Below are 23,575 nucleotides of genomic sequence, written 5' to 3'. Positions count from 1 at the left end.
CATTTATCACCCGGTTACTCACAGTTTTTTCACTTCCGCGTAGTGATTGCTTTAATAACCACCAAATCGGCTATGTCAAACTTAAGTAATAAGGTATAGCAGTTAATATAAGCATAGAAAAATGTGTGGCGCGAATCTTGATGGCTATTTAAAATCGGCCCCCATGAAAACAGAGACTCCAGCCGTAAAAACAGTTGCCATTACTGCCGACGAAGCAGGGCAACGCATCGATAACTTTTTGCGCACCCAGCTTAAGGGCGTGCCGAAAAGTATGATTTATCGCATTTTGCGTAAAGGCGAAGTGCGGGTGAATAAAAAACGCATTAAACCCGAGTACAAACTCGAAGACGGGGATATTGTGCGTATTCCACCTGTGCGTGTCGCTGAACGTGAAGAAGAGGCCATTTCACCGAACCTGCAAAAGGTCGCGGCGCTGACCGACGTCATTTTATATGAAGATGACCACATTCTGGTGCTTAACAAACCTTCAGGTACGGCCGTACATGGCGGAAGCGGGTTAAGCTTTGGCGTCATAGAAGGATTACGTGCGTTGCGACCTGAAGCGCGTTTCCTTGAACTGGTGCATCGCCTCGACCGGGATACCTCCGGCGTTTTGCTGGTGGCTAAAAAGCGCTCAGCCTTGCGTTCATTGCATGAACAACTGCGTGAAAAAGGCATGCAGAAAGACTATCTCGCGCTGGTTCGAGGCCAATGGCAGTCGCATGTCAAAATAGTGCAGGCGCCGCTGTTAAAGAACATTCTGCAAAGCGGCGAGCGTATCGTGCGGGTGAACCAGGAAGGCAAACCGTCAGAAACACGTTTTAAAGTGGAAGAGCGCTATGCGTTTGCCACGCTTGTGCGCTGTAGCCCGGTGACCGGACGTACGCACCAGATTCGTGTGCATACCCAGTATGCCGGTCATCCAATTGCTTTTGACGATCGCTACGGTGACCGTGAGTTCGATAAGCAACTGGCGGATACGGGGTTGAATCGACTTTTCCTGCACGCCGCAGCGTTGAAATTTACCCATCCGGGAACGGGTGAAGTGATGCGTATTGAGGCGCCGATGGATAAGCAATTGAAGCGCTGCCTTGAGGTTTTACGCAGTAAAGCCTGATGCGCGTTGCTTATCAGGCCTACAATCGTGTGATGCACCGTAGGCCTGATAAGACGCATCGCGTCGCCATCAGGCAGATCAATCAGGCATTCAACGGGTTCATCTCTTCCCGCCGCAGCATTTGACACAACGCGATAAGCGGCAAACCGATCAGGGTATTTGGGTCACGACCCTCCAGGCGTTCAAAGAGTGCAATACCTAACCCTTCACTTTTGAAACTACCTGCACAATGGAGCGGGCGCTCTTTACGCAGATAATCATCAATTTCCGCCTCGCTTAAATGACGGAAATGGACGTCAAAAGGTTCTACTTCAGTTTGTAAATGTCCGGTCGCAGAATTATACAGCGCCAGTCCGGTGTAAAACGTCACAATATTGCCACGGGCTTTGAGTAATTGTTGGCGGGCATTTTCTTCAGTTAATGGTTTGCCGGTTATTTCACCATCAAGAACACAAATTTGATCGGAGCCAATAATCAGATGCGATGGGTAACGGTGGGCGAGAGATTGCGCTTTTTTCTGCGCCAGTCGCAAGACTAAATGGCGTGGTGCTTCGCCGGGCAACGGCGTTTCATCAACCTCTGGCGCAGCGCATTCAAACGGGATTGCCAGTTTTTCGAGTAAAGCGCGACGCCAGGGGGAGGTAGAAGCAAGAATAAGTTGAGGCATATTTTTTCCCTCGCATATAGCGTATTGATGAGAGCCATTTTAAACTATGGACTTCGACCTACAAGCTGGCTGTAGTGGCTTGTCTTGAGCGATTTTAAGTCGATGACCCGCAATGTGTGCGAATTATTGGCAAAAGGCAACCACAGGCTGCCTTTTTCTTTGACTATATGACGTTACAAAGTTAATATGCGCGCCCTATGCAAAAGGTAAAATTACCCCTGACTCTTGATCCGGTTCGTACGGCTCAAAAACGCCTCGATTATGAAGGTATCTATACTTCTGATCTGGTTGAGCGCGTCGCCGATTCTGTAGTCAGTGTGGACAGTGATGTGGAATGCTCCATGTCGTTCGCTATCGATAACCAGCGTCTCGCCGTTATAACCGGTGATGCGAAGGTATCGGTTACGCTCGAATGTCAGCGTTGCGGGAAACCGTTCCCACTTCATGTTCACACAACATATTGTTTTAGTCCTGTCCGTTCTGACGAGCAGGCTGAAGCACTCCCGGAAGCGTATGAGCCGATTGAGGTTAACGAATTCGGTGAAATCGATCTGCTTGCAATGGTTGAAGATGAGATTATCCTCTCCTTGCCGGTAGTTCCGGTGCATGATTCTGAACACTGTGAAGTGTCCGAGGCGGACATGGTCTTTGGCGAATTGCCTGATGAAGCGCAAAAACCAAACCCATTTGCCGTATTAGCCAGCTTAAAGCGTAAGTAATTGAGGAGTAAGGTCCATGGCCGTACAACAGAATAAACCAACCCGTTCCAAACGTGGCATGCGTCGTTCTCATGACGCTCTGACCGCAGTCACCAGCCTGTCTGTAGACAAAACTTCTGGTGAACAACACCTGCGTCACCACATCACTGCCGACGGTTTCTACCGTGGCCGTAAGGTAATCGCTAAGTAATCACGCATGACTCAATGGCTTTCCCACTTCTGGTGAGAAAGACAAAGAGTGAACGCGTGATGAAGCTTAGTGAGGCTTTCCCCAGGTGACTGGGGAAACACCTAACCGGGCAGCGACGATACCTTGACACGTCTAACCCTGGCGTTAGATGTCATGGGGGGAGATTTTGGCCCTACCGTGACAGTGCCTGCAGCATTGCAGGCACTGAATTCTAATTCGCAACTCACACTTCTTTTAGTCGGGGATCCCGATACAATCACGCCATTACTTGCCAAAGCTGACTTCGAACAACGTTCGCGTCTGCAGATTATCCCTGCTCAGTCAGTTATTGCCAGTGATGCCCGGCCCTCGCAAGCTATTCGCGCCAGTCGTGGAAGCTCAATGCGTGTTGCCCTGGAGCTCGTGAAAGAAGGTCAGGCACAAGCTTGTGTCAGCGCCGGTAATACGGGCGCACTCATGGGACTTGCGAAGTTATTGCTCAAACCTCTTGAGGGGATTGAGCGTCCTGCGTTGGTGACGGTGTTACCCCATCAGCAAAAGGGCAAAACGGTGGTGCTGGATTTGGGCGCCAACGTAGATTGTGATAGCACGATGTTGGTGCAATTTGCTGTCATGGGTTCCGTGCTGGCAGAAGAGGTTGTTGGCATTGCCAATCCTCGCGTAGCGTTACTCAACATCGGCGAAGAAGAAACGAAAGGTCTCGACAGTATTCGAGACGCTTCAGCTGCGCTAAAAACAATCCCTTCCATTAATTATATCGGCTATCTTGAAGCCAATGAGTTACTGACTGGCAAAACCGATGTGTTGGTCTGTGACGGTTTTACAGGTAATGTCACATTAAAGACGATGGAAGGTGTTGTCAGAATGTTCCTTTCACTGCTGAAATCTCAGGGTGAGGGCAAAAAACGGTCGTGGTGGCTTCTGTTATTAAAACGTTGGTTACAAAAAAGCCTGACAAGGCGATTTAGTCACCTCAACCCCGACCAGTATAATGGCGCCTGTCTGTTAGGATTGCGCGGCACGGTGATTAAGAGTCATGGTGCGGCCAATCAGCGAGCATTTGAAGTCGCGATTGAACAGGCAGTGCAGGCGGTGCAGCGACAAGTTCCTCAGCGAATTGCCGCTCGCCTGGAATCTGTATACCCAGCTGGATTCGAACTGCTGGACGGTGGCGAAAGTGCAAAATCACGAGCACACAGATAACGGTGCGTTTGTGAATGTGGCCAACGTATCAGCGATTTGCTCGTAGCGGTATATAACCAAAAAGTGACTGAGCGTACATGTATACGAAGATTATTGGTACTGGCAGCTATCTGCCTGAACAAGTGCGTACTAACGCCGATTTGGAAAAAATGGTTGAGACATCTGATGAGTGGATCGTCACTCGTACAGGTATCCGTGAACGCCATATTGCAGCGCCAAATGAAACAGTTGCGACGATGGGCTTTGCCGCCGCAAACCGTGCGATTGAAATGGCGGGCATCGACAAAGAACAAATTGGTCTGATTGTGGTTGCTACCACATCATCCACTCACGCATTTCCAAGCGCGGCGTGCCAGATCCAAAGTATGCTGGGGATCAAAGGCTGTCCGGCGTTTGACGTTGCAGCCGCTTGTGCTGGCTTCACTTACGCCCTGAGCGTTGCCGACCAGTACGTTAAATCTGGCGCAGTTAAGCATGCTCTGGTCGTTGGCTCCGATGTCCTGGCCCGTACCTGCGATCCAACCGATCGCGGAACGATCATCATTTTCGGTGATGGGGCTGGTGCGGTTGTACTGAGCGCATCAGAAGAGCCAGGCATTCTCTCCACGCATCTGCACGCTGACGGTCGCTACGGCGAACTGTTGACGCTGCCTAACGCCGATCGCGTGAACCCGGAAAACCCGATCCACCTGACGATGGCGGGTAACGAAGTATTTAAAGTCGCGGTGACCGAGCTTGCGCACATCGTTGATGAAACGCTGGAAGCCAATAATCTCGACCGTTCTGCGCTGGACTGGCTGGTGCCGCATCAGGCTAACCTGCGCATTATCAGCGCGACAGCTAAAAAGCTGGGTATGTCGATGGATAATGTTGTCGTGACGCTCGACAGACATGGTAATACCTCTGCTGCCTCCGTACCGTGCGCGCTGGACGAAGCCGTCCGCGACGGGCGTATTAAAGCTGGGCAGTTGATATTGCTTGAAGCCTTCGGGGGTGGATTCACCTGGGGCTCCGCGCTGGTTCGTTTCTAGTATAAGGATTTAAACATGACGCAATTTGCATTTGTGTTTCCGGGGCAGGGTTCCCAGACCGTTGGGATGTTGTCTGAAATGGCAGCAAACTACCCAATTGTTGAAGAAACATTTGCTGAAGCATCAGCTGCACTGGGCTATGATCTGTGGGCGTTGACTCAGCAAGGTCCGGCTGAAGAACTGAATAAAACCTGGCAGACGCAGCCCGCGCTGTTGACCGCATCCGTTGCGCTTTATCGCGTATGGCAGCAGCAGGGGGGTAAAACACCTGCGCTGATGGCGGGTCATAGCCTGGGCGAATATTCTGCTCTGGTATGTGCGGGTGTTATCGGTTTTGCCGATGCCGTACGTCTGGTTGAACTGCGTGGCAAATTCATGCAGGAAGCGGTTCCGGAAGGCACTGGCGGCATGTCTGCTATTATCGGTCTGGACGATGCCGCTATCGCTAAAGCGTGCGAAGAGTCTGCCGAAGGCCAGGTGGTTTCACCGGTAAACTTTAACTCACCGGGTCAGGTGGTTATTGCCGGGCATAAAGAAGCCGTAGAACGTGCTGGTGCTGCCTGTAAAGCCGCGGGCGCTAAGCGTGCGCTGCCGCTGCCGGTCAGCGTTCCTTCTCACTGCGCGCTGATGAAGCCTGCCGCTGAGAAACTGGCCGTTGAGCTGCAGAAAATCACCTTTAACGCACCGACTGTTCCGGTTGTGAACAACGTTGATGTGAAGTGTGAAACTACGGCAGACGCAATTCGCGATGCGCTGGTTCGTCAGCTGTATAGCCCGGTTCAGTGGACTAAAACCGTTGAATTTATGGCATCCCAGGGCGTAGAGCACCTGTATGAAGTCGGTCCGGGTAAAGTTCTGACCGGTCTGACGAAACGTATTGTTGACACCCTAACTGCTTCGGCACTGAATGAGCCGGCGGCACTGTCTGCGGCGCTAGAGCAATAAAAGAGGAAGACCATGAGTTTTGAAGGAAAAATCGCGCTGGTTACCGGTGCAAGCCGTGGCATTGGCCGCGCAATTGCTGAGACACTTGTTGCCCGTGGCGCAAAAGTTATCGGTACTGCTACCAGCGAAAGCGGCGCGCAGGCCATTAGCGATTACTTAGGTGCAAATGGTAAAGGTCTGATGTTGAATGTGACCGATCCGGCATCTATCGAATCTGTTCTGGAAAATATTCGCGCAGAATTTGGTGAAGTCGATATCCTGGTCAATAATGCCGGGATTACTCGTGATAACCTGTTAATGCGCATGAAAGATGACGAGTGGAACGATATCATCGAAACCAACCTGTCATCTGTTTTCCGTCTGTCAAAAGCGGTAATGCGAGCTATGATGAAAAAGCGTCATGGGCGTATTATCACTATCGGTTCTGTGGTTGGTACCATGGGAAATGCGGGTCAGGCTAACTACGCTGCGGCGAAAGCGGGTCTGATCGGCTTCAGTAAATCACTGGCGCGCGAAGTTGCGTCTCGTGGCATTACTGTAAACGTTGTTGCTCCGGGCTTTATTGAAACGGACATGACGCGTGCGCTGTCTGATGATCAGCGTGCGGGTATTCTGGCGCAGGTTCCTGCGGGTCGCCTCGGTGGCGCTCAGGAAATCGCCAGTGCGGTTGCATTTTTAGCTTCTGACGAAGCAAGTTACATCACAGGTGAGACTTTGCACGTCAACGGCGGGATGTACATGGTTTAACCACGATGAAAAATATTTGCGTTATTGTAGGTCTTGGCCTCAAAATAACGTAAAATCGTGGTAAGACCTGCCGGGATTTAGTTGCAAATTTTTCAACATTTTATACACTACGAAAACCATCGCGAAAGCGAGTTTTGATAGGAAATTTAAGAGTATGAGCACTATCGAAGAACGCGTTAAGAAAATTATCGGCGAACAGCTGGGCGTTAAGCAGGAAGAAGTAACCAACAATGCTTCCTTCGTTGAAGACCTGGGCGCAGATTCTCTTGACACCGTTGAGCTGGTAATGGCTCTGGAAGAAGAGTTTGATACTGAGATTCCGGACGAAGAAGCTGAGAAAATCACTACCGTTCAGGCTGCCATTGATTACATCAACGGCCACCAGGCGTAAGTGAACATCTCCAGGCGGTCATTCGACCGCCTGAGTTTTATCTTTTTATCCCACTTGAATTATTTTCCCTCCCTGGAGGACAACCGTGTCTAAGCGTCGTGTAGTTGTGACCGGACTGGGCATGTTGTCTCCTGTCGGCAATACCGTAGAGTCTACCTGGAAAGCTCTCCTTGCCGGTCAGAGTGGCATCAGCCTGATCGACCATTTCGATACTAGCGCCTATGCAACGAAATTTGCTGGCTTAGTAAAGGATTTTAACTGTGAAGACATTATCTCGCGTAAAGAACAGCGCAAGATGGATGCCTTCATTCAATATGGAATTGTCGCTGGCGTTCAGGCCATGCAGGATTCTGGCCTCGAAATTACGGAAGAGAACGCTCATCGTATTGGCGCCGCTATCGGCTCTGGTATTGGCGGTCTCGGTCTGATCGAAGAAAACCATACCTCACTGGTAAACGGTGGACCGCGTAAGATCAGCCCGTTCTTCGTTCCGTCGACGATTGTTAACATGGTGGCTGGTCACCTGACCATCATGTACGGCCTGCAAGGGCCAAGCATCTCCATCGCGACCGCCTGTACTTCAGGCGTGCATAACATCGGTCATGCCGCACGTATCATTGCATACGGCGATGCAGACGCGATGGTTGCGGGTGGTGCTGAAAAAGCCAGTACGCCGTTGGGTGTGGGTGGCTTTGGCGCGGCACGTGCACTGTCTACGCGTAATGATAACCCGCAAGCGGCAAGCCGCCCATGGGACAAAGAGCGTGACGGCTTTGTGCTGGGCGACGGTGCTGGCATGGTGGTACTGGAAGAGTACGAGCATGCGAAAGCGCGCGGTGCAAAAATCTATGCTGAAGTCGTTGGCTTCGGTATGAGCAGCGATGCTTACCACATGACGTCGCCACCGGAAAACGGTGCAGGCGCTGCGCTGGCAATGGTCAACGCACTGCGCGATGCGGCTATTGAAGCGGGTCAGATCGGCTATGTCAACGCACATGGTACGTCTACGCCTGCAGGCGATAAAGCTGAAACCCAGGCAGTGAAATCTGTCTTTGGCGATGCGGCAAGCCGTGTGATGGTAAGCTCCACCAAATCCATGACCGGACACCTGTTGGGTGCGGCGGGCGCGGTAGAGTCTATTTTCTCTATCCTGGCGCTGCGCGATCAGGCTATTCCGCCAACCATCAACCTGGATAACCCGGATGAAGGTTGTGACCTGGACTTCGTACCTCATGAAGCGCGTCAGGTTAGTGGTCTGGAGTATGCGCTGTGTAACTCCTTTGGCTTCGGTGGTACCAACGGCTCTTTGATCTTTAAAAAGATTTAAGTCCGTCAGGTGATGCGCTAGCATCGATAGCAAATTGAAAAGGTCCGCTTGTCGGGCCTTTTTTTATTCGGTTTTCCGCCCTTGTCCTGTGTTACTCATCCTGCCAAACTAGCGGACCAGAAATAAGGAGCCACCATGTTCTTAATTAATGGCTGCGAGCAAGATATGCTGGCCGCAAGCGATCGAGCGACCCAATTTGGTGATGGCTGTTTTACCACTGCCTGTATTATCGACGGTGAAATTCCTCTCTTTGCAGCGCATCTAGAGCGTTTACAAGACGCTTGCCAAAAACTGCTGATCTCTTTTGAAGATTGGTCCGAGCTGCAAAATGAAATGAAAATGCTGGCGAAAGGGCACGTACGCGGTGTGTTGAAAGTGATTATCAGCCGTGGCAGTGGAGGCCGGGGTTACAGTGGCAAAAGTTGTCACAACGCTACACGCATCCTCTCCGTTTCAGCCTGGCCCGATCATTACGATCGTTGGCGACAAGAAGGCATTACGCTGGCGCTAAGCCCAGTGCGGCTGGGACGTAATCCACTGCTTGCCGGGCTTAAACACCTGAATCGACTGGAGCAGGTGTTGATTCGCTCTCATCTTGAACAGACGGACGCCGATGAAGCGCTGGTTCTTGACAGCGAGGGATGGGTTACGGAATGCTGTGCGGCTAATTTGTTCTGGCGTAAAGGCGATGTGGTTTACACGCCCCGGCTGGACCAGGCCGGAGTGAACGGTATTATGCGACAATTCTGTATCCGGATGCTGGCACAATCGCCATTCAGTATTGTCGAAGTGTATGCCGGGTTGGAGGAGGTAATGCAGGCTGATGAAATCGTCGTCTGTAACGCGTTAATGCCCATTATTCCCGTGCGTGCCTGTGGCGACACGTTGTTGTCTTCACGTTTGTTATTCGATTATTTAGCCCCACTTTGTGAGCACCCGAATTAGTCATGAAAAAACTGTTACTTGTTGTCCTGTTATTGCTGGTTGTGCTGGGCATTGCCGCTGGAGTGGGAATGTGGAAAGTTCGCCATCTGGCGGACAGCAAATTATTGATTAAAGAAGAAACGATTTTTACGCTGAAAGCGGGAACGGGCCGTCTGGCTCTCGGCGAACAGCTGTATGCAGACAAAGTTATCAATCGTCCGCGCGTGTTCCAGTGGCTGCTGCGTGTGGAGCCCGAGCTGTCGCATTTTAAGGCCGGAACATATCGCTTCACGCCTGACATGACGGTGCGGGACATGCTGCAACTGCTGGAAAGTGGCAAAGAGGCGCAGTTCCCGTTACGTCTGGTTGAAGGGATGCGCCTGAGCGATTACCTCAAACAGCTGCGTGATGCCCCGTATATCAAACATACGCTGAGCGACGATAGCTATGAGACCGTGGCCGAGGCGCTGAAGCTGGAAAACCCGCAATGGGTGGAGGGCTGGTTCTGGCCAGATACCTGGATGTATACCGCCAATACTACTGACGTAGCGTTGCTAAAACGCGCGCATCAGAAAATGGTTAAAGCGGTGGATACTGTCTGGGAGGGGCGCGCTGATGGCCTGCCTTATCAGGACAAAAATCAGCTGGTAACCATGGCTTCTATTATTGAAAAAGAAACTGCGGTTGCCAGCGAGCGCGACCAGGTGGCTTCGGTCTTTATTAATCGCTTACGTATCGGTATGCGTTTACAAACCGATCCGACCGTGATTTACGGGATGGGTACACGGTATAATGGCAAATTGTCGCGTGTGGATTTAGACACCCCGACCGCCTATAACACCTATACCATTACGGGACTGCCGCCAGGCCCGATTGCCATGCCGGGAGAGGCTTCATTGCAGGCCGCGGCGCATCCGGCAAAAACGCCGTATCTCTATTTTGTGGCTGACGGTAAAGGCGGCCACACGTTTAACACCAATCTTGCCAGCCATAACCGGTCCGTGCAGGATTACCTGAAAGTGCTTAAGGAAAAAAATGGGCAGTAACTATATCGTCATTGAAGGCCTGGAAGGCGCCGGAAAAACCACCGCGCGTAACGTGGTGGTGGAGACACTTGAGCAACTCGGTATTCGTGACATGGTTTTCACCCGTGAACCAGGTGGAACGCAGCTGGCTGAGAAACTAAGAAGTCTGGTGCTGGATATTAAATCGGTCGGTGACGAGGTCATTACCGACAAAGCCGAAGTTCTGATGTTTTACGCGGCGCGTGTACAGTTGGTCGAAACCGTTATTAAACCTGCACTGGCAAAAGGCGCGTGGGTAATTGGCGATCGTCACGATCTGTCGACCCAGGCGTATCAGGGCGGCGGACGCGGTATCGATCAAAACATGCTGGCAACCCTGCGCGATGCGGTGCTTGGTGATTTTCGCCCGGACCTGACGATCTATCTGGATGTGACGCCAGAAGTCGGGTTGAAGCGTGCCCGTGCCCGCGGCGAGCTGGATCGTATTGAGCAGGAATCTTTCGACTTCTTTAATCGTACTCGCGCGCGCTATCTTGAGCTGGCTGCTAAAGATGCCAGCATTCGTACTATAGACGCTACGCAGCCGTTGGAGGCTGTGATGGCTGATATCCGTCATACCATCACCCAATGGGTGAAGGAGCAGGGCGCATGAAATGGTACCCATGGTTACGACCGGATTTTGAAAAACTGGTAGCCAGCTACCAGACGGGTCGTGGTCACCATGCGTTACTGATTCAGGCGTTACCCGGAATGGGCGACGACGCGCTGATTTACGCCCTCAGCCGCTATTTAATGTGCCAGCAGCCGAAAGGGCATAAAAGCTGTGGACAGTGCCGCGGCTGTCAGCTAATGCAGGCGGGGACGCACCCTGACTACTATTCGCTGCTGCCGGAAAAAGGCAAAAGCACGCTCGGGGTTGATGCGGTACGCGAAGTCAGTGAAAAGCTGTACGAGCATTCGCGTCTCGGCGGTGCGAAGGTCGTGTGGATCCCGGATGCTGCCCAGTTAACCGATGCCGCCGCCAACGCCTTGCTGAAAACGCTGGAAGAACCCCCGGCACAAACCTGGTTTTTCCTCGCCAGCACAGAGCCAGCTCGTTTGCTGGCGACATTACGCAGCCGTTGTCGGTTACATCATCTTGCACCACCGCCGGAGTCGTATGCGATTTCCTGGCTTGCTCGTGAGGTGACTGCATCGTCAGAAGCGCTGCTGAGCGCGTTACGCCTGAGTGCTGGTTCACCTGGCGCGGCACTTACGTTGTTACAGGCTGAAAGCTGGGCGCACCGCACAGATTTTTGTGCGGCACTGGTGAACACATTAAACGCAGGCGACTGGTATATCTTGCTCGCGGCGTTAAACCACGATCAGGCTGCCGCCCGTTTACACTGGCTGGCAACGTTGTTGACGGATGCGTTGAAACGTCCATATGGGGTTTCCCATTTAACGAATCCTGATGCGTTGGACCTGATATCTTCTATCGCAGAACGGTTATCCGTTGCCCAGATACAGGCGATACTCGGTGACGTTTGTCATTGTCGTCAGCAACTGCTGAACGTAACAGGCGTAAACCGTGAGCTGGTGTTAACCGATCTTATTCTTCGTATTGAGCATTACCTGCAACCAGGCACCGTACTGCCTGTTCCCCATCTTTGAGAGAGACATTATGTTTTTAGTCGACTCACACTGCCATCTTGATGGCCTGGATTATCAATCTCTGCATAAGGACGTGGATGACGTGCTGGCAAAAGCGGCCGCACGTGATGTGAAATTCTGTCTTGCCGTCGCGACAACTCTGCCTGGATATCGCAGTATGCGCGAACTGGTCGGTGAGCGTGACAATGTCGTTTTCTCCTGCGGCGTGCATCCGTTAAATCAGGATGAAACCTATGATGTTGAGGACCTGCGTCGTTTTGCCGCCGAAGAGGGGGTTGTGGCGATGGGAGAAACCGGGCTGGACTATTTTTACACGCCGGAAACAAAGGTGCGCCAGCAGGAATCTTTTATCCACCATATTCAGATCGGCCGTGAGTTACTGAAGCCGGTTATCGTGCATACCCGCGATGCGCGAGCCGATACGCTGTCTATTCTGCGCGAAGAAAAAGTGACGGATTGTGGCGGCGTACTACACTGTTTTACAGAGGACAGAGAAACGGCGGGCAAATTACTGGACCTTGGATTCTATATCTCGTTTTCCGGCATCGTCACGTTCCGAAATGCAGAGCAGCTCCGTGATGCCGCCCGCTATGTTCCTCTGGACCGGTTGTTGGTCGAGACGGATTCTCCCTACCTTGCGCCTGTACCGCATCGTGGAAAAGAGAACCAGCCCGCCATGACTCGTGACGTTGCAGAGTACTTGGCCGTAGTGAAAGGTGTTGCCGTTGAAGAACTGGCGCAGGCAACCACTGATAACTTTGCCCGCCTGTTTCACATCGACGCTTCTCGCCTGCAATCTGTTCGTTAACTGACTTTTTTTAAAGCTCGTAATTAATCACTAATGCGAGTAAAGTTCACCGCCACAAAATGGGCGGTGAATAATCAGTTTGACACATTCAGAAACTCATTTTATCGGAATGTGCGGATTTTGTGGCCATTCACGACTGAACTGTGATAGCCGTCAAACAAAAACAAACTGAATTATTTTACTCTGTGTAATAAATAAAGGGTACTTAGATGCCCTGTACACGGCGAGGTTCTCCCCCCTCGCCAATGCGTGAGAACGTAGAATACACAAAGTCAATCAAGCTGCATCAAGGCGGCAAGTGAGTGAATTGCAGGAGCTTACTAGAGTAAGTGTCTGGGATGAACGAGCGCAGCCCGCGCTGAGGCGGTTTGAAGGATGAAGTGTATAAGCACAAATACTCAGGAGCACTCCTAATTATGTTTAAGAATGCATTTGCTAACCTGCAAAAGGTCGGTAAATCGCTGATGCTGCCGGTATCCGTACTCCCGATTGCAGGTATCCTGCTGGGCGTCGGTTCCGCTAACTTCAGCTGGCTGCCAGCCGTTGTATCGCACGTAATGGCAGAAGCAGGCGGTTCTGTTTTTGCGAACATGCCGCTGATTTTTGCTATCGGTGTTGCGTTAGGCTTCACTAATAATGACGGTGTATCTGCACTGGCATCCGTTGTTGCTTACGGCATCATGGTTAAGACCATGGCTGTTGTTGCGCCGCTGGTTCTGCATTTACCTGCTGAAGAGATCGCCGCTAAACACCTTGCTGATACGGGTGTTCTCGGGGGGATTATCTCCGGTGCGATTGCAGCGTATATGTTCAACCGTTTCTACCGTATCAAATTGCCTGAGTATCTTGGCTTCTTTGCGGGTAAGCGTTTCGTTCCTATCATTTCTGGTCTGGCTGCCATCTTCACAGGTGTGGTTCTGTCCTTCATTTGGCCGCCGATTGGTACTGCTATTCAGACGTTCTCTCAGTGGGCTGCATACCAGAACCCGGTCGTGGCGTTCGGTATCTATGGCTTCATTGAACGCTGCCTGGTACCGTTTGGTCTGCACCATATCTGGAACGTTCCATTCCAGATGCAGATCGGTGAGTACACCAACGCTGCGGGCCAGGTGTTCCACGGTGATATTCCTCGCTATATGGCGGGTGACCCGACTGCGGGCAAACTGTCCGGTGGCTTCCTGTTCAAAATGTACGGTCTGCCGGCTGCTGCTATCGCTATCTGGCACTCTGCTAAACCAGAAAACCGCGCGAAAGTGGGCGGTATCATGATCTCCGCGGCGCTGACCTCGTTCCTGACCGGTATTACCGAGCCGATCGAGTTCTCCTTCATGTTCGTGGCGCCGATCCTGTACATCATCCACGCGATTCTGGCTGGTCTGGCATTCCCGATCTGTATCCTGCTGGGTATGCGCGACGGTACGTCGTTCTCCCACGGTCTGATCGACTTTATCGTTCTGTCCGGTAACAGCAGCAAGCTGTGGCTGTTCCCGATTGTCGGTATCGGTTATGCGATTGTTTACTACACCATCTTCCGTGTGCTGATCAAAGCGCTGGACCTGAAAACGCCAGGTCGTGAAGATGCTACCGAAGACAGCAAAGCTGGTGCGACCGGTGAAATGGCTCCGGCTCTGGTTGCTGCATTCGGCGGTAAAGAAAACATCACTAACCTCGATGCGTGCATCACTCGTCTGCGTGTCAGCGTGGCTGACGTTGCTAAAGTGGATCAGGCTGGCCTGAAGAAACTGGGTGCGGCAGGCGTTGTGGTAGCTGGTTCCGGTGTTCAGGCTATCTTCGGGACTAAGTCCGATAACCTGAAAACTGAAATGGATGAGTACATCCGTAACAGCTAAGCAGTAAGAAGTTGGGGAGAACTAAGGCAGCCTGCGGGCTGCCTTTTTTATTGCATTAATTAGCCTGAACGCGAATCGGTGCGGTGGCAGCGAACAGCCAGGGACGAGCCTCTGCGTTCACGCGCGGGGATAGCGTCTCTCTGACCTGCTGGTGGTAATCATCAATCCACTGTTTCTCAGCATCACTCAGCAGATGCAGTTCGACCAGATTCAAATCAATCGGTACCAGCGTCAGCGTTGAGAAACGACAGAAACCAGGACGACTGTTGATAATCTCCACTTGATTTTCAATGCGGATCCCATATTGTCCAGCCAGATAATAACCTGGCTCGATGGTGATGATGTTGCCTGCGACCAGTGGCCACGGGTTTACTTTTTTGGCAATGCGATGTGGCTGCTCATGAATAAGCAACTGGTGACCCACGCCGTGTCCCGTGCCATGATCAAAATCCAGTCCCAGCTCCCACAACGCCCGGCGGCTAAAAGCATCCAGTTGATGGCCCTGAGTCCCGCTGGGAAACTGCAGCGAAATAAGCGACAAAAAGCCTTTCAACACGGCAGTGTAATGCAGGCGACGTTGCGGATCCTGTGGGCCAAACGCGAGGGTACGCGTCGTATCCGTCGTACCATTGTGGTACTGGCCACCGGAATCATTCAGATACATGGCCTGTGAGGTAATTGGCGTATTGGTTTTTTCACTGGAGTGGTAATGGCACATTGCGGCATTGCTGGCAGAGGCCGAAATCGTGCTGAAACTTTGCTCGATAAATCCCGGCTGCTGCTGGCGAAATTCCAGTTGCTTGGCCTGCGCTTCCAGCTCGGTGACCGGATTGCCTGCCGCTTCGCGCAAAGGAACTTCATGGGACAGCCAGGCAAGGAAGTTCACCCAGGCTGCGCCATCTTGTTCATGGCATTCACGATAGCCTGCCAGTTCAACGTCATTTTTGTGGGATTTCATCAGAGTGATGGGATCGGGCGCCCATAAGACGTTGCCACCGTGTTCTTCAATGGCAAAGCGCAATGCGACCGGGGCGTAGTCTTTATCGACCAGGAAACGCTTCCCATTAGCTAACTGCTGGCAGCGAGTCAGAAAATTCTCTTGCGGGGCCAGAGTAAGCGTATTCAGCAGTGATGCGGGGAGCTGTTGCGTTTTATTGCTATCCACAAACCATTCCAGCTCACCGCTGCGATGGAGCAGGGCAAACGAAAACGGCACTGGCACCATGGCCAGATCCGAACCACGCACATTCAATAACCAGGCAATGTTATCCGGCAGGGTAATTGCCAGCACGTCAGCCTGGTGTTGAGCGAGTTGTTCCACGACGCGGGCACGCTTTTGCGTGCTGCTTTCCCCGCTGATTTCAATGGGCATTTCACGAATGATGCCGCAGGGTGCTGCCGGGCGGTCTAGCCATACCTGGTCAAAAGGATCTTGCTCAAGAGGCACCAGCTCGCAGTGGGTTGCCGACAGTGCTTCAAACTGACTATTGACCATCAGCATTGGTTCAAAGCCGATACGTTTACCTGCTGCAACATGAGACTGCAAATAGTCGGCCAGCGGCTCATCGTGTAAATGATGAATCTCAAAATCATCCAGCGAGACTTCACTACGTACCTGGACCTGATAGCGTCCATCGACAAACATTAACGCGCGATCCCGAAGGACCAACGCGAGGCCAGCAGAGCCGCTAAAACCGGTCAGCCAGGCCAGTTTATTGTCATGCGGCGTACAATCTTCGCTTTGATGAGCATCGGCGCGCGGAACAATCATGCCATCCAGCCCCTGCGCTATCAGCAGGTTGCGCAGGGCGGAAAGAGGAGTTGAGTTGTGCATAGTTACCTTCAGGTCTTAACGGAACGGCGGTTCGTTGAATGTACGTAATTTACGGGAGTGCAGTCGGTCGCCTTCAGCACGCAAACGATCGATAGCCCGGATACCTATTTGCAGATGCTCAGAAATGGCACCTTCATAAAAACGGTTGGCCTGACCAGGCAGTTTGATCTCACCGTGCAGCGGCTTGTCGGAAACGCACAGTAGCGTGCCGTACGGAACGCGGAAACGGTATCCCTGGGCGGCGATGGTGGCACTTTCCATATCGATAGCCACCGCGCGGCTGAGGTTAAAGCGTAGCGCAGAAGCGGAATAGCGTAGCTCCCAGTTGCGATCGTCAGTGGTGACGACGGTACCGGTACGCAGGCGCTGTTTAACCTCTTCGCCGGGCATACCGCTGACTTCTTTGGTAGCGTCATACAGTGCGCGCTGCACTTCCGCGATGCTCGGAATTGGAATATCTGGCGGCAGTACGGCATCCAGCACGTGGTCGTCACGCAGATAAGCATGGGCCAGAACATAGTCGCCAATCGCCTGGCTTTCACGCAGCCCGCCACAGTGACCAATCATCAGCCAGACATCAGGACGCAGTACGGCCAAATGATCGCAAATGGTTTTGGCGTTAGACGGGCCAACGCCGATATTAACCAGCGTGATCCCCTGACCGTCGGCGGTGATTAAATGCCAGGCGGGCATCTGGTGTTTCTTCCAGGCGAGATCGGAGATGGCTTCTTCAGGCGCTTCAGTTTCAGCGGTGATCCAGATCCCGCCCGCACAAGAAAGCGCGATATACGGGCTGTCCGGGTCGAGGATCTGGCTGCAACCCCAACGCACAAACTCATCGACGTAGCGGGTGTAGTTGGTGAACAGCACAAACGGCTGAAAATGTTCAACCGGTGTTCCCGTGTAGTGGCGTAGTCGAGCCAGCGAAAAATCTACTCGTCGTGCGTCGAAGTGCGACAACGGGGAGAATTCCGCCGGATGATAGGTACCGTCGGCTGTTTCATCGCCAATCTGTGACAGCTCGGTTGTGGGGAAGTGGCGCGTTAGGCCGGCACTCATCGAGCGGTCGAGCGTCAGTTCAGAACCGTCAATGACATACGGATAGGGGATTTCATGCTGCGACGGCTCAACGGAGATATGCGCATCATAATCCTGATACAGCAGCGTGAGTTGTTCTTCAAGATACGGACGAAAAAGCGACGGACGGGTAATCGTAGTGGTGTAGCAGCCCGCATGGGTAAAACGACCATAGGCGCGGGTTTTAGGGGGATTGGTGGCGCTGCCATCCCAGGTGACACACAGTGATGGGTAAACAAAAAGACCGTTATGGCGGGCGATTACGTCAGGGAGCGTCCCTGTTTCAATATACTTACCAATGGCGCTACGCAGTGCTTTAACCGACTGCTCGTACAGCGCGTCCAGTTTATCCAGTGCCTGAGCTGGGGTCAGGCTGGAGCCCTTATTGTTCATGTCTGTCTCCTTGTTCCACAGATGTACTGCTCTCCCGATAGTATGTCACAGGAATGTGAAACAAAAGTCAGACGTTGAGGAAGATTGTGCGAAGACCGGACGGCCTCCGCACCCGGGCTTAACCGTGCTGCTTATCCCGCATCAGCAATGCTGTAGTGGCGGAAATAAGACAACCCGCCATCAGATAAATGGCCACACTGTGCCAGTCTCCGCCGGAGAATGTTACCAGCGCAGCAGCAATGAAGGGGGTAAAACCGCCGCCAACCACACTTGCTACCTGATAACCAACGCCAGCGCCGCTGTAGCGGTAGCTTGCGCCAAACAAACCGGTAAACATTGGTTGCTGCACGCAGACCACCATATCGTGTGCAATGTTGGCTAACATAATTGCGAAAAACACGATCCAGAAAATGGATTGCGCTTCTAACGCCATAAAGAACGGGAATGCGCTGAGCGTCCCCACCAGTGCGCCGGTAATGTAAACGCGCCGGCGACCAAAGCGGTCGGCGAGCCAGGCGAAGCAGGGGATGGTCAGACAGCTCAGCCCACCCACCAACAAGCCGATATTCAGAAACAGTTCACGGGGTAAGCCCAGATTCTGCGTGGAGTAATTTAGGGCAAACGCAGTGACGATATACATCGTCAGCAGTTCACACAGGCGCAGAGCGATAATTTTCAAAAAGGCACCTGGATGACGGATTAACGCCTCGACTACCGGTAGTCTCTTTTTCTCTGGTTGCGGCGCCTGTTGCTGCTGTTCGAATTCGGCCGATTCATCCATTCGGTTACGCATCCACAACGCGCCCAATACCAGCACGATGCTGAACAGGAATGGAATACGCCAGCCCCAACTCAGGAACTGCTCATCGGTGGTTTGCGAGCTAATCAGCGAGACCAGACCGGTAGAAAGCAGTAGCCCGACGCCATAACCGACCTGAACACCGCTGCTGTAGAAGGCTTTTTTATTTTTCGGCGCGCTTTCGACCGAGAGCAACGCCGCGCCGCCCCATTCACCGCCAACGGCGAATCCCTGAATAGCACGCAGCGTCACCAGCAGAACGGGAGCCCACCAGCCAATGGTGTCAAAGGAAGGAATAATCCCTATCAGTGCAGTGGCGATCCCCATCATCCAGACGGTGAGCATCAGCATACGTTTACGCCCCAGGCGATCGCCAAAGTGGCCGAAGATCACCCCGCCTAACGGGCGGAACAAAAATCCGACGCCAAAGGTAGCAAATGCGGCAAGTGTTCCCATTGCCGGGCTGACTTGCGGGAAGAACTCGCGGTTAAAGACCAGTGCGGCAGTGATGCCGTAAAGCAGAAAATCATACCAGTCGACCACGGCACCCGCGAAGCTACCAAGCGCAGCGCGTCGGGCGCGGTTAAGTGAAGAGGCGTCCTGTTGGGGACCCGTGGAGGTGAGGGAGGAATCCATAGTTATCCTGTCTGTACTGTTTTTTAGTTATTAGTATTTGAGTTGGGTTACACACATTGCAGTCGCAATATTAACGACCGTTATGAGATTACCGCGACAGACGGGAAGTGAAAACGATTATCTCCCTCATCTGATGGCAACATGAAAAATAAGATGAATGAGAAATCTGAACCTGGTGGAATCGTGGCCTGTCAGGAGTGTTCTGATTTCAGGTGGAGCATTAGGAGCGCTGTATTTGGGGAAGTTATAAACCCACTTTCATAATGGTATACGGAGATTAGGTGAAACCACATCGCTCATAAGCACGAATCGCACGCCCGTTATCTCCGTGGACATATAAGCGAAGCTCCAGTGCCTTTTCTGATTTAGCTTCTTTTGTAAGATGTTTGATGAGCTCATCAGCTAATCCCATCCCACGATGCTCCGGGGCGATATAAAAGCTTTGGATCCACCAGTAGTCATTTCCATGAAAATCACTCCATTCTTTTACGACAGAGGTATTGGCGATCACTGTTCCTGAAGAATCTTCCATGACCTAATATTTTGAACGTGGGTTTTCACTAAACGCCGACGAAACGCCACGCTCCACAGCAACAAGGACAATCACTGAACCTTCAGATTCTTGTGCTTCCTGAGTGGTGAATTCGATTATTTTATTGATATCGTCAGGCGTAGCTGGTCGAATAAAGTAGTTCATAAGTCTGGCTCTCATTAACGTTGCGGCTATACGAATCGCGCAATACCCTACATCAAATCTTGTTCAATGTCCGCTCTTGGCGCGAAGCGGACCAGGCAACTGAGCTGAAGGTCCGCTGTGAGCGAACAGCAGACGTTTGCACTTCCCCCCCCACAACGGCGTTAGCATAAACAGTCAGACATGGGGGTTCTGCGGACTGGCAGCACAGTCTTACCCTAAATTTCATAAATCTGAAGATCAGCTTCCTGGAATACTTCAGCATATTTTTTGCTCACACCCCCCTCAATGACGAGCACATCTATCTGGCTGCTACTTGCAACGACATAGCGAGCGGCCGCAGGGATCTTGTCGGATGTTAATCCCACAATCACTTCGCTGCACTGTCTGATAACCGCTTTCTTGAACTCACAATCAGCATAATCGAAACCAGTCAGACCTGATTCTAACGACATTGCACAACCTCCGATGAAACCCTGATCGAAGATAATTGCTTTAATTTGTTCAAGGGCAGGACTGCCAACACACCCTCCAGATGAGCGTTGAACCGCTCCACCCAGCATGATGACTTCGCATAACGGTTTTCTTAATAGAATGGCAGCTATTTCTGGCGAGTTTGTCACCACAGTTAAAGCCACTGACTCCGGAAGAGCTATGGCCATAGCAAGATTCGTCGTGCCTGAATCGATAAAGATACAGCTATTTGCTTTGATAAGTTGCGCGCACTTTTGCGCGATCATGCTCTTTTCATCTGTTTTTGTAGTTGTGCGATCAGCATAATTCCCTACTTCAGGCAGTGTGGCCACAGCCCCACCGTATACCTTTTTGCAAACGCCATCCTTACTAAGCTCATGTAAATCACGGCGAATTGTGTGTTCTGACACACCTAGTTGAGCAGAAAGCTCGACACAAACAACCCGTCCTTTTTCTTGTAAGAGCTCACGAATTAGGGCTTGTCGTTGATCCGGGAAAGCTGCATAATCGAGCACGTTAACTCCTAAGTTCATTTAAACGAGCAAGAGGGTGCATGATCGTGCATTCATATTATCTGTGTCAACTCCGTTGATTTACATTACTCCCCGGCGCATAGGGGATTCATAAATCAACATAAATTTCAGCTGGTTAAAGCATGTTTCGACCGTGCCCCTTTATCTCATTATCAGAGCAACATTTGTGTATCCATGAGTCAGGCTGGTGCAGTGCGAAAATGCGAAAGACCGCTCTCGTAACGAACGCAAAGCGAGCACAAGAATGAACGAAAAAGTTGCAACACGATGCATATTCTTCATCGCAGGATTGGCAACGTCAGCCTGGGCTGTGATGGTCCCTTTTGCAAAAATTAATACTGGAGCTAACGAGGCAGTTTTGGGTGTTTTACTCCTGTGCCTAGGAGGGGGCGCTATTATTTCTATGCCCCTTGCAGGGCCTCTCACAGCTCGCTTCGGCTGTCGTAAAATTATCGGCTGTGCAGTACTGATTATTCTGTTATCCATGCCGTTTTTAACATTAGCCAATGACCCCGTTTCACTTGGCCTTCTTCTACTCACGTTCGGCACTGGGATTGGCCTTGCCAACTGCGCCATGAATATTCAGGCAATACTGGTAGAGAAAAACGAAAGCATCCCACTTATGTCCGGTTTCCATGGGATGTATAGCGTAGGAGGTATTGCGGGAGCTGGCGTAATGACCTGCCTGCTCACTGTTGGTCTGAACATTCACACAGCATCATTGTCAGTCTGTCTCATTATCTTCTTGTTGTTAATAGCCAGTTACAGACAACTTCTTACCTATGCCAGCCCAGCAGAAGGCCCATCATTTTCCTTTCCTAAAGGAGATGTCCTGCTCTTAGGTGTCATCTGCTTTATCGTTTTTCTGGCTGAAGGAACCGTACTTGACTGGAGTGCTGTTTATCTGTCGGAAGTAAGGCAAGTTGCGGATTCTCAGGCAGGTCTCGGTTTCACTTGCTTTGCTGTCGCTATGACGGTGGGAAGACTTAGCGGTGATGCGGTCATTAGTCGCCTTGGCGCTTTGCCTGTCGTCATTTACGGTGCAATTCTGGCCTTTTTCGGTTTTTGCCTCATTATCCTGGTTAGCTCAATTCCTGCACTCCTTGCCGGCTATTTCTTTATAGGCGCAGGCTGCGCAAACATTGTACCTGTTATGTTCAGCCAGATTGGCAAACAGCAGAGCATGCCGCAGGCAGTTGCAGTTCCAGCTGTGACTACGATGGGGTATATCGGCGTACTTGCAGGACCAGCCATGATTGGTTTTATTGCCCACCGAAGTTCTTTGCCTGCTGCCTTTATCTTTGTAGCGGCACTCATGATTCTCGTATTAATGCTAAGTCTGGCATTAAGTAAAACACTAAAATTGCACCAGGAGATTTAAAGTGAAGCGTATTGTTTTGTTTTCTGGTGGCAGTGCATGCCGTTCTCTGAATATTGCGCTTTGCCACCATCCAGTTTCTTTGACTCGTATTGTTCCTGCGTGGGATAGCGGTGGAAGCTCACGATCAATTAGAGAAAATATCGATGTATTATCTGTAGGTGATATCCGCCAGGCGCTAATGACCATGGCCTATGGTGAAAACTGTTCGGGTGATATCGTTCGCATCTGCAATACCCGTTTATCATCCGAGGGGGAAACTCAGGAAGCTTTGAGAGAATTTCAGGCTTATGCGGAGGACAGACATCCTTTGCTTGAGCGCCTCGATACTGGATTGAGAGGCGCAATTGTTAATTATCTCCAGATTTTTTCTACCACGGTGGGTGTCGCATTTGACTACCGTAATGGCAGTATCGGGAATTTCATCTTAACCGGCGCCTATTTGGCACATAATCGGGATATGAATACCGCGATTTTTGTTTTCAGAAAACTCTGCGGCATTACAGGAGAAGTCTGGCCTTCTTCACTCAATAATGATCTTGTGCTTTCCGCTAATCTTAATGATGGGCAGCATGTTTCACCTCAGGACAGAATTACCCATCTTTCTAGGCAACAGGCGGAGATTGGCATCAATTCTGTCACATTGCAAACGTCCAACGGAAGCAATGCTCAGGTAAATACTGCCGTGCTGGAAGCCATAAAGAACGCGGATCTTGTCGCTTTCGGTCCTGGCAGTTTTTATACCAGTATCATGCCACATCTTCAGGTTAAGGGCTTAATCGCAGCCATAGCAAAAGCAGGATGCCCCGTAGCACTGATCGCTAATATTTTAGAATGCCGTGAGAGTCATGGACTGGGTTTGCAGGATGTTGCTAATCGTTTTATCCAGCAATGGCACGATGCAGACGCATCCATTGCCTTGCCTGAGTTGATGGTTCTGGGAAATCAGAGATTTCTTTCAATTGAAAAATATGTGGGTGAATTTGCCTATCTCTCGGATGAAATCAATGAATCAACCCGCTACACCTGTGTGCTGGATGAGTTTGAAGATGTCTGGGTGCGTGGTAAACACGATGGTGAAATACTTGCAAACAGGCTATTGTCTCTGGTTGAAAATTAATCGGAAAGAAGTCTTTTTGATTGATAAGTTGAATGCTTAG

The 23,575-nt window shown here is 51.3% G+C and carries 24 protein-coding genes; 17 read left to right on the top strand and 7 right to left on the bottom strand.

What is annotated here, in order from left to right; all coding sequences use genetic code 11:
- The first annotated feature begins 163 nt into the window (after positions 1–163).
- Complete coding sequence (gene rluC / locus GHC22_RS14385; protein WP_172725517.1) at positions 164–1,117, top strand: 23S rRNA pseudouridine(955/2504/2580) synthase RluC; 954 nt, start codon at positions 164–166, stop codon at positions 1,115–1,117.
- Between the two features lie 82 nt (positions 1,118–1,199).
- On the opposite strand, the gene GHC22_RS14380 is transcribed toward rluC, so the two are convergent.
- The gene (locus GHC22_RS14380; protein WP_003832177.1) at positions 1,200–1,784 is read right to left on the bottom strand and encodes a nucleoside triphosphate pyrophosphatase; all 585 of its coding nucleotides are present in this window, start codon (positions 1,782–1,784) and stop codon (positions 1,200–1,202) included.
- A gap of 197 nt (positions 1,785–1,981) precedes the next feature.
- On the opposite strand from GHC22_RS14380, the gene yceD reads away from it, so the two are divergent.
- From yceD to ptsG, 14 genes are all read left to right on the top strand, one after another.
- Positions 1,982–2,503 (top strand): 23S rRNA accumulation protein YceD, encoded by a 522-nt coding sequence (gene yceD, locus GHC22_RS14375; protein ID WP_003036239.1) that lies wholly within the window; start codon positions 1,982–1,984, stop codon positions 2,501–2,503.
- A 16-nt stretch (positions 2,504–2,519) separates the two neighbouring features.
- Positions 2,520–2,693 (top strand): 50S ribosomal protein L32, encoded by a 174-nt coding sequence (gene rpmF / locus GHC22_RS14370; protein ID WP_003036242.1) that lies wholly within the window; start codon positions 2,520–2,522, stop codon positions 2,691–2,693.
- 123 nt (positions 2,694–2,816) lie between these two features.
- Positions 2,817–3,896 carry a phosphate acyltransferase PlsX gene (gene plsX, locus GHC22_RS14365; protein ID WP_153753349.1) on the top strand — a complete coding sequence of 360 codons (1,080 nt, stop codon included), beginning with the start codon at positions 2,817–2,819 and terminating at the stop codon, positions 3,894–3,896.
- A 77-nt stretch (positions 3,897–3,973) separates the two neighbouring features.
- On the top strand, positions 3,974–4,927 hold the full coding sequence (fabH, locus tag GHC22_RS14360; RefSeq protein ID WP_003832181.1) for a beta-ketoacyl-ACP synthase III: 954 nt from the start codon (positions 3,974–3,976) through the stop codon (positions 4,925–4,927).
- Between the two features lie 15 nt (positions 4,928–4,942).
- On the top strand, positions 4,943–5,872 hold the full coding sequence (gene fabD / locus GHC22_RS14355; RefSeq protein WP_003832182.1) for an ACP S-malonyltransferase: 930 nt from the start codon (positions 4,943–4,945) through the stop codon (positions 5,870–5,872).
- 12 nt (positions 5,873–5,884) lie between these two features.
- Complete coding sequence (gene fabG, locus GHC22_RS14350) at positions 5,885–6,619, top strand: 3-oxoacyl-ACP reductase FabG (protein ID WP_003036255.1); 735 nt, start codon at positions 5,885–5,887, stop codon at positions 6,617–6,619.
- Positions 6,620–6,773: 154 nt separating this feature from the next.
- Complete coding sequence (acpP, locus tag GHC22_RS14345) at positions 6,774–7,010, top strand: acyl carrier protein (RefSeq protein WP_000103754.1); 237 nt, start codon at positions 6,774–6,776, stop codon at positions 7,008–7,010.
- Between the two features lie 85 nt (positions 7,011–7,095).
- Positions 7,096–8,337 carry a beta-ketoacyl-ACP synthase II gene (gene fabF / locus GHC22_RS14340; RefSeq protein ID WP_003036260.1) on the top strand — a complete coding sequence of 414 codons (1,242 nt, stop codon included), beginning with the start codon at positions 7,096–7,098 and terminating at the stop codon, positions 8,335–8,337.
- 135 nt (positions 8,338–8,472) lie between these two features.
- Complete coding sequence (gene pabC / locus GHC22_RS14335; RefSeq protein ID WP_153753347.1) at positions 8,473–9,282, top strand: aminodeoxychorismate lyase; 810 nt, start codon at positions 8,473–8,475, stop codon at positions 9,280–9,282.
- A 2-nt stretch (positions 9,283–9,284) separates the two neighbouring features.
- Positions 9,285–10,307 (top strand): cell division protein YceG, encoded by a 1,023-nt coding sequence (gene yceG, locus GHC22_RS14330; protein WP_008784373.1) that lies wholly within the window; start codon positions 9,285–9,287, stop codon positions 10,305–10,307.
- Positions 10,297–10,938 (top strand): dTMP kinase, encoded by a 642-nt coding sequence (gene tmk, locus GHC22_RS14325; protein WP_048214457.1) that lies wholly within the window; start codon positions 10,297–10,299, stop codon positions 10,936–10,938. The genes yceG and tmk overlap by 11 nt, the downstream gene beginning before the upstream one ends.
- Entirely contained in the window at positions 10,935–11,939 is a 1,005-nt protein-coding gene (gene holB / locus GHC22_RS14320; RefSeq protein WP_153753345.1) for a DNA polymerase III subunit delta', read from the top strand. Before tmk ends, holB begins: the two co-directional genes overlap by 4 nt.
- A 10-nt stretch (positions 11,940–11,949) precedes the next feature.
- The gene (locus GHC22_RS14315) at positions 11,950–12,747 is read left to right on the top strand and encodes a metal-dependent hydrolase (RefSeq protein WP_153753343.1); all 798 of its coding nucleotides are present in this window, start codon (positions 11,950–11,952) and stop codon (positions 12,745–12,747) included.
- 416 nt (positions 12,748–13,163) lie between these two features.
- Positions 13,164–14,597: a PTS glucose transporter subunit IIBC gene (ptsG, locus tag GHC22_RS14310; RefSeq protein WP_003836725.1), complete on the top strand. Its 1,434-nt coding sequence runs from the start codon at positions 13,164–13,166 to the stop codon at positions 14,595–14,597.
- A gap of 55 nt (positions 14,598–14,652) precedes the next feature.
- On the opposite strand, the gene GHC22_RS14305 is transcribed toward ptsG, so the two are convergent.
- The 6 genes from GHC22_RS14305 to GHC22_RS14285 all read right to left on the bottom strand — a co-directional run bounded on the left by GHC22_RS14305 (position 14,653) and on the right by GHC22_RS14285 (position 21,019).
- Entirely contained in the window at positions 14,653–16,431 is a 1,779-nt protein-coding gene (locus GHC22_RS14305) for an aminopeptidase P family protein (protein ID WP_153753342.1), read from the bottom strand.
- 15 nt (positions 16,432–16,446) lie between these two features.
- Positions 16,447–17,901: an AMP nucleosidase gene (locus GHC22_RS14300; protein ID WP_032942969.1), complete on the bottom strand. Its 1,455-nt coding sequence runs from the start codon at positions 17,899–17,901 to the stop codon at positions 16,447–16,449.
- Between the two features lie 118 nt (positions 17,902–18,019).
- Positions 18,020–19,336, bottom strand: a complete 1,317-nt coding sequence (shiA, locus tag GHC22_RS14295) for a shikimate transporter (protein WP_003832199.1) — start codon at positions 19,334–19,336, stop codon at positions 18,020–18,022.
- Positions 19,337–19,613: 277 nt separating this feature from the next.
- Positions 19,614–19,868, bottom strand: a complete 255-nt coding sequence (locus GHC22_RS24695; protein WP_228553187.1) for an N-acetyltransferase — start codon at positions 19,866–19,868, stop codon at positions 19,614–19,616.
- Between the two features lie 3 nt (positions 19,869–19,871).
- A complete protein-coding gene (locus tag GHC22_RS24690; protein ID WP_228553185.1) occupies positions 19,872–20,033 on the bottom strand; it encodes a hypothetical protein in 162 nt (53 codons plus the stop codon).
- A 215-nt stretch (positions 20,034–20,248) separates the two neighbouring features.
- Entirely contained in the window at positions 20,249–21,019 is a 771-nt protein-coding gene (locus GHC22_RS14285) for a DeoR/GlpR family DNA-binding transcription regulator (protein ID WP_003832721.1), read from the bottom strand.
- Between the two features lie 262 nt (positions 21,020–21,281).
- On the opposite strand from GHC22_RS14285, the gene GHC22_RS14280 reads away from it, so the two are divergent.
- Positions 21,282–22,418: an MFS transporter gene (locus GHC22_RS14280; RefSeq protein WP_137377856.1), complete on the top strand. Its 1,137-nt coding sequence runs from the start codon at positions 21,282–21,284 to the stop codon at positions 22,416–22,418.
- A 1-nt stretch (position 22,419) separates the two neighbouring features.
- Positions 22,420–23,535, top strand: a complete 1,116-nt coding sequence (locus tag GHC22_RS14275; RefSeq protein ID WP_153753340.1) for a gluconeogenesis factor YvcK family protein — start codon at positions 22,420–22,422, stop codon at positions 23,533–23,535.
- The last annotated feature ends 40 nt before the right edge of the window (positions 23,536–23,575 follow it).

Source organism: Citrobacter sp. H12-3-2, from assembly GCF_009649895.1.
Classification (GTDB): Bacteria; Pseudomonadota; Gammaproteobacteria; order Enterobacterales; family Enterobacteriaceae; genus Citrobacter; species Citrobacter portucalensis.
This window is presented reverse-complemented; position numbering and strand designations above follow the sequence as displayed.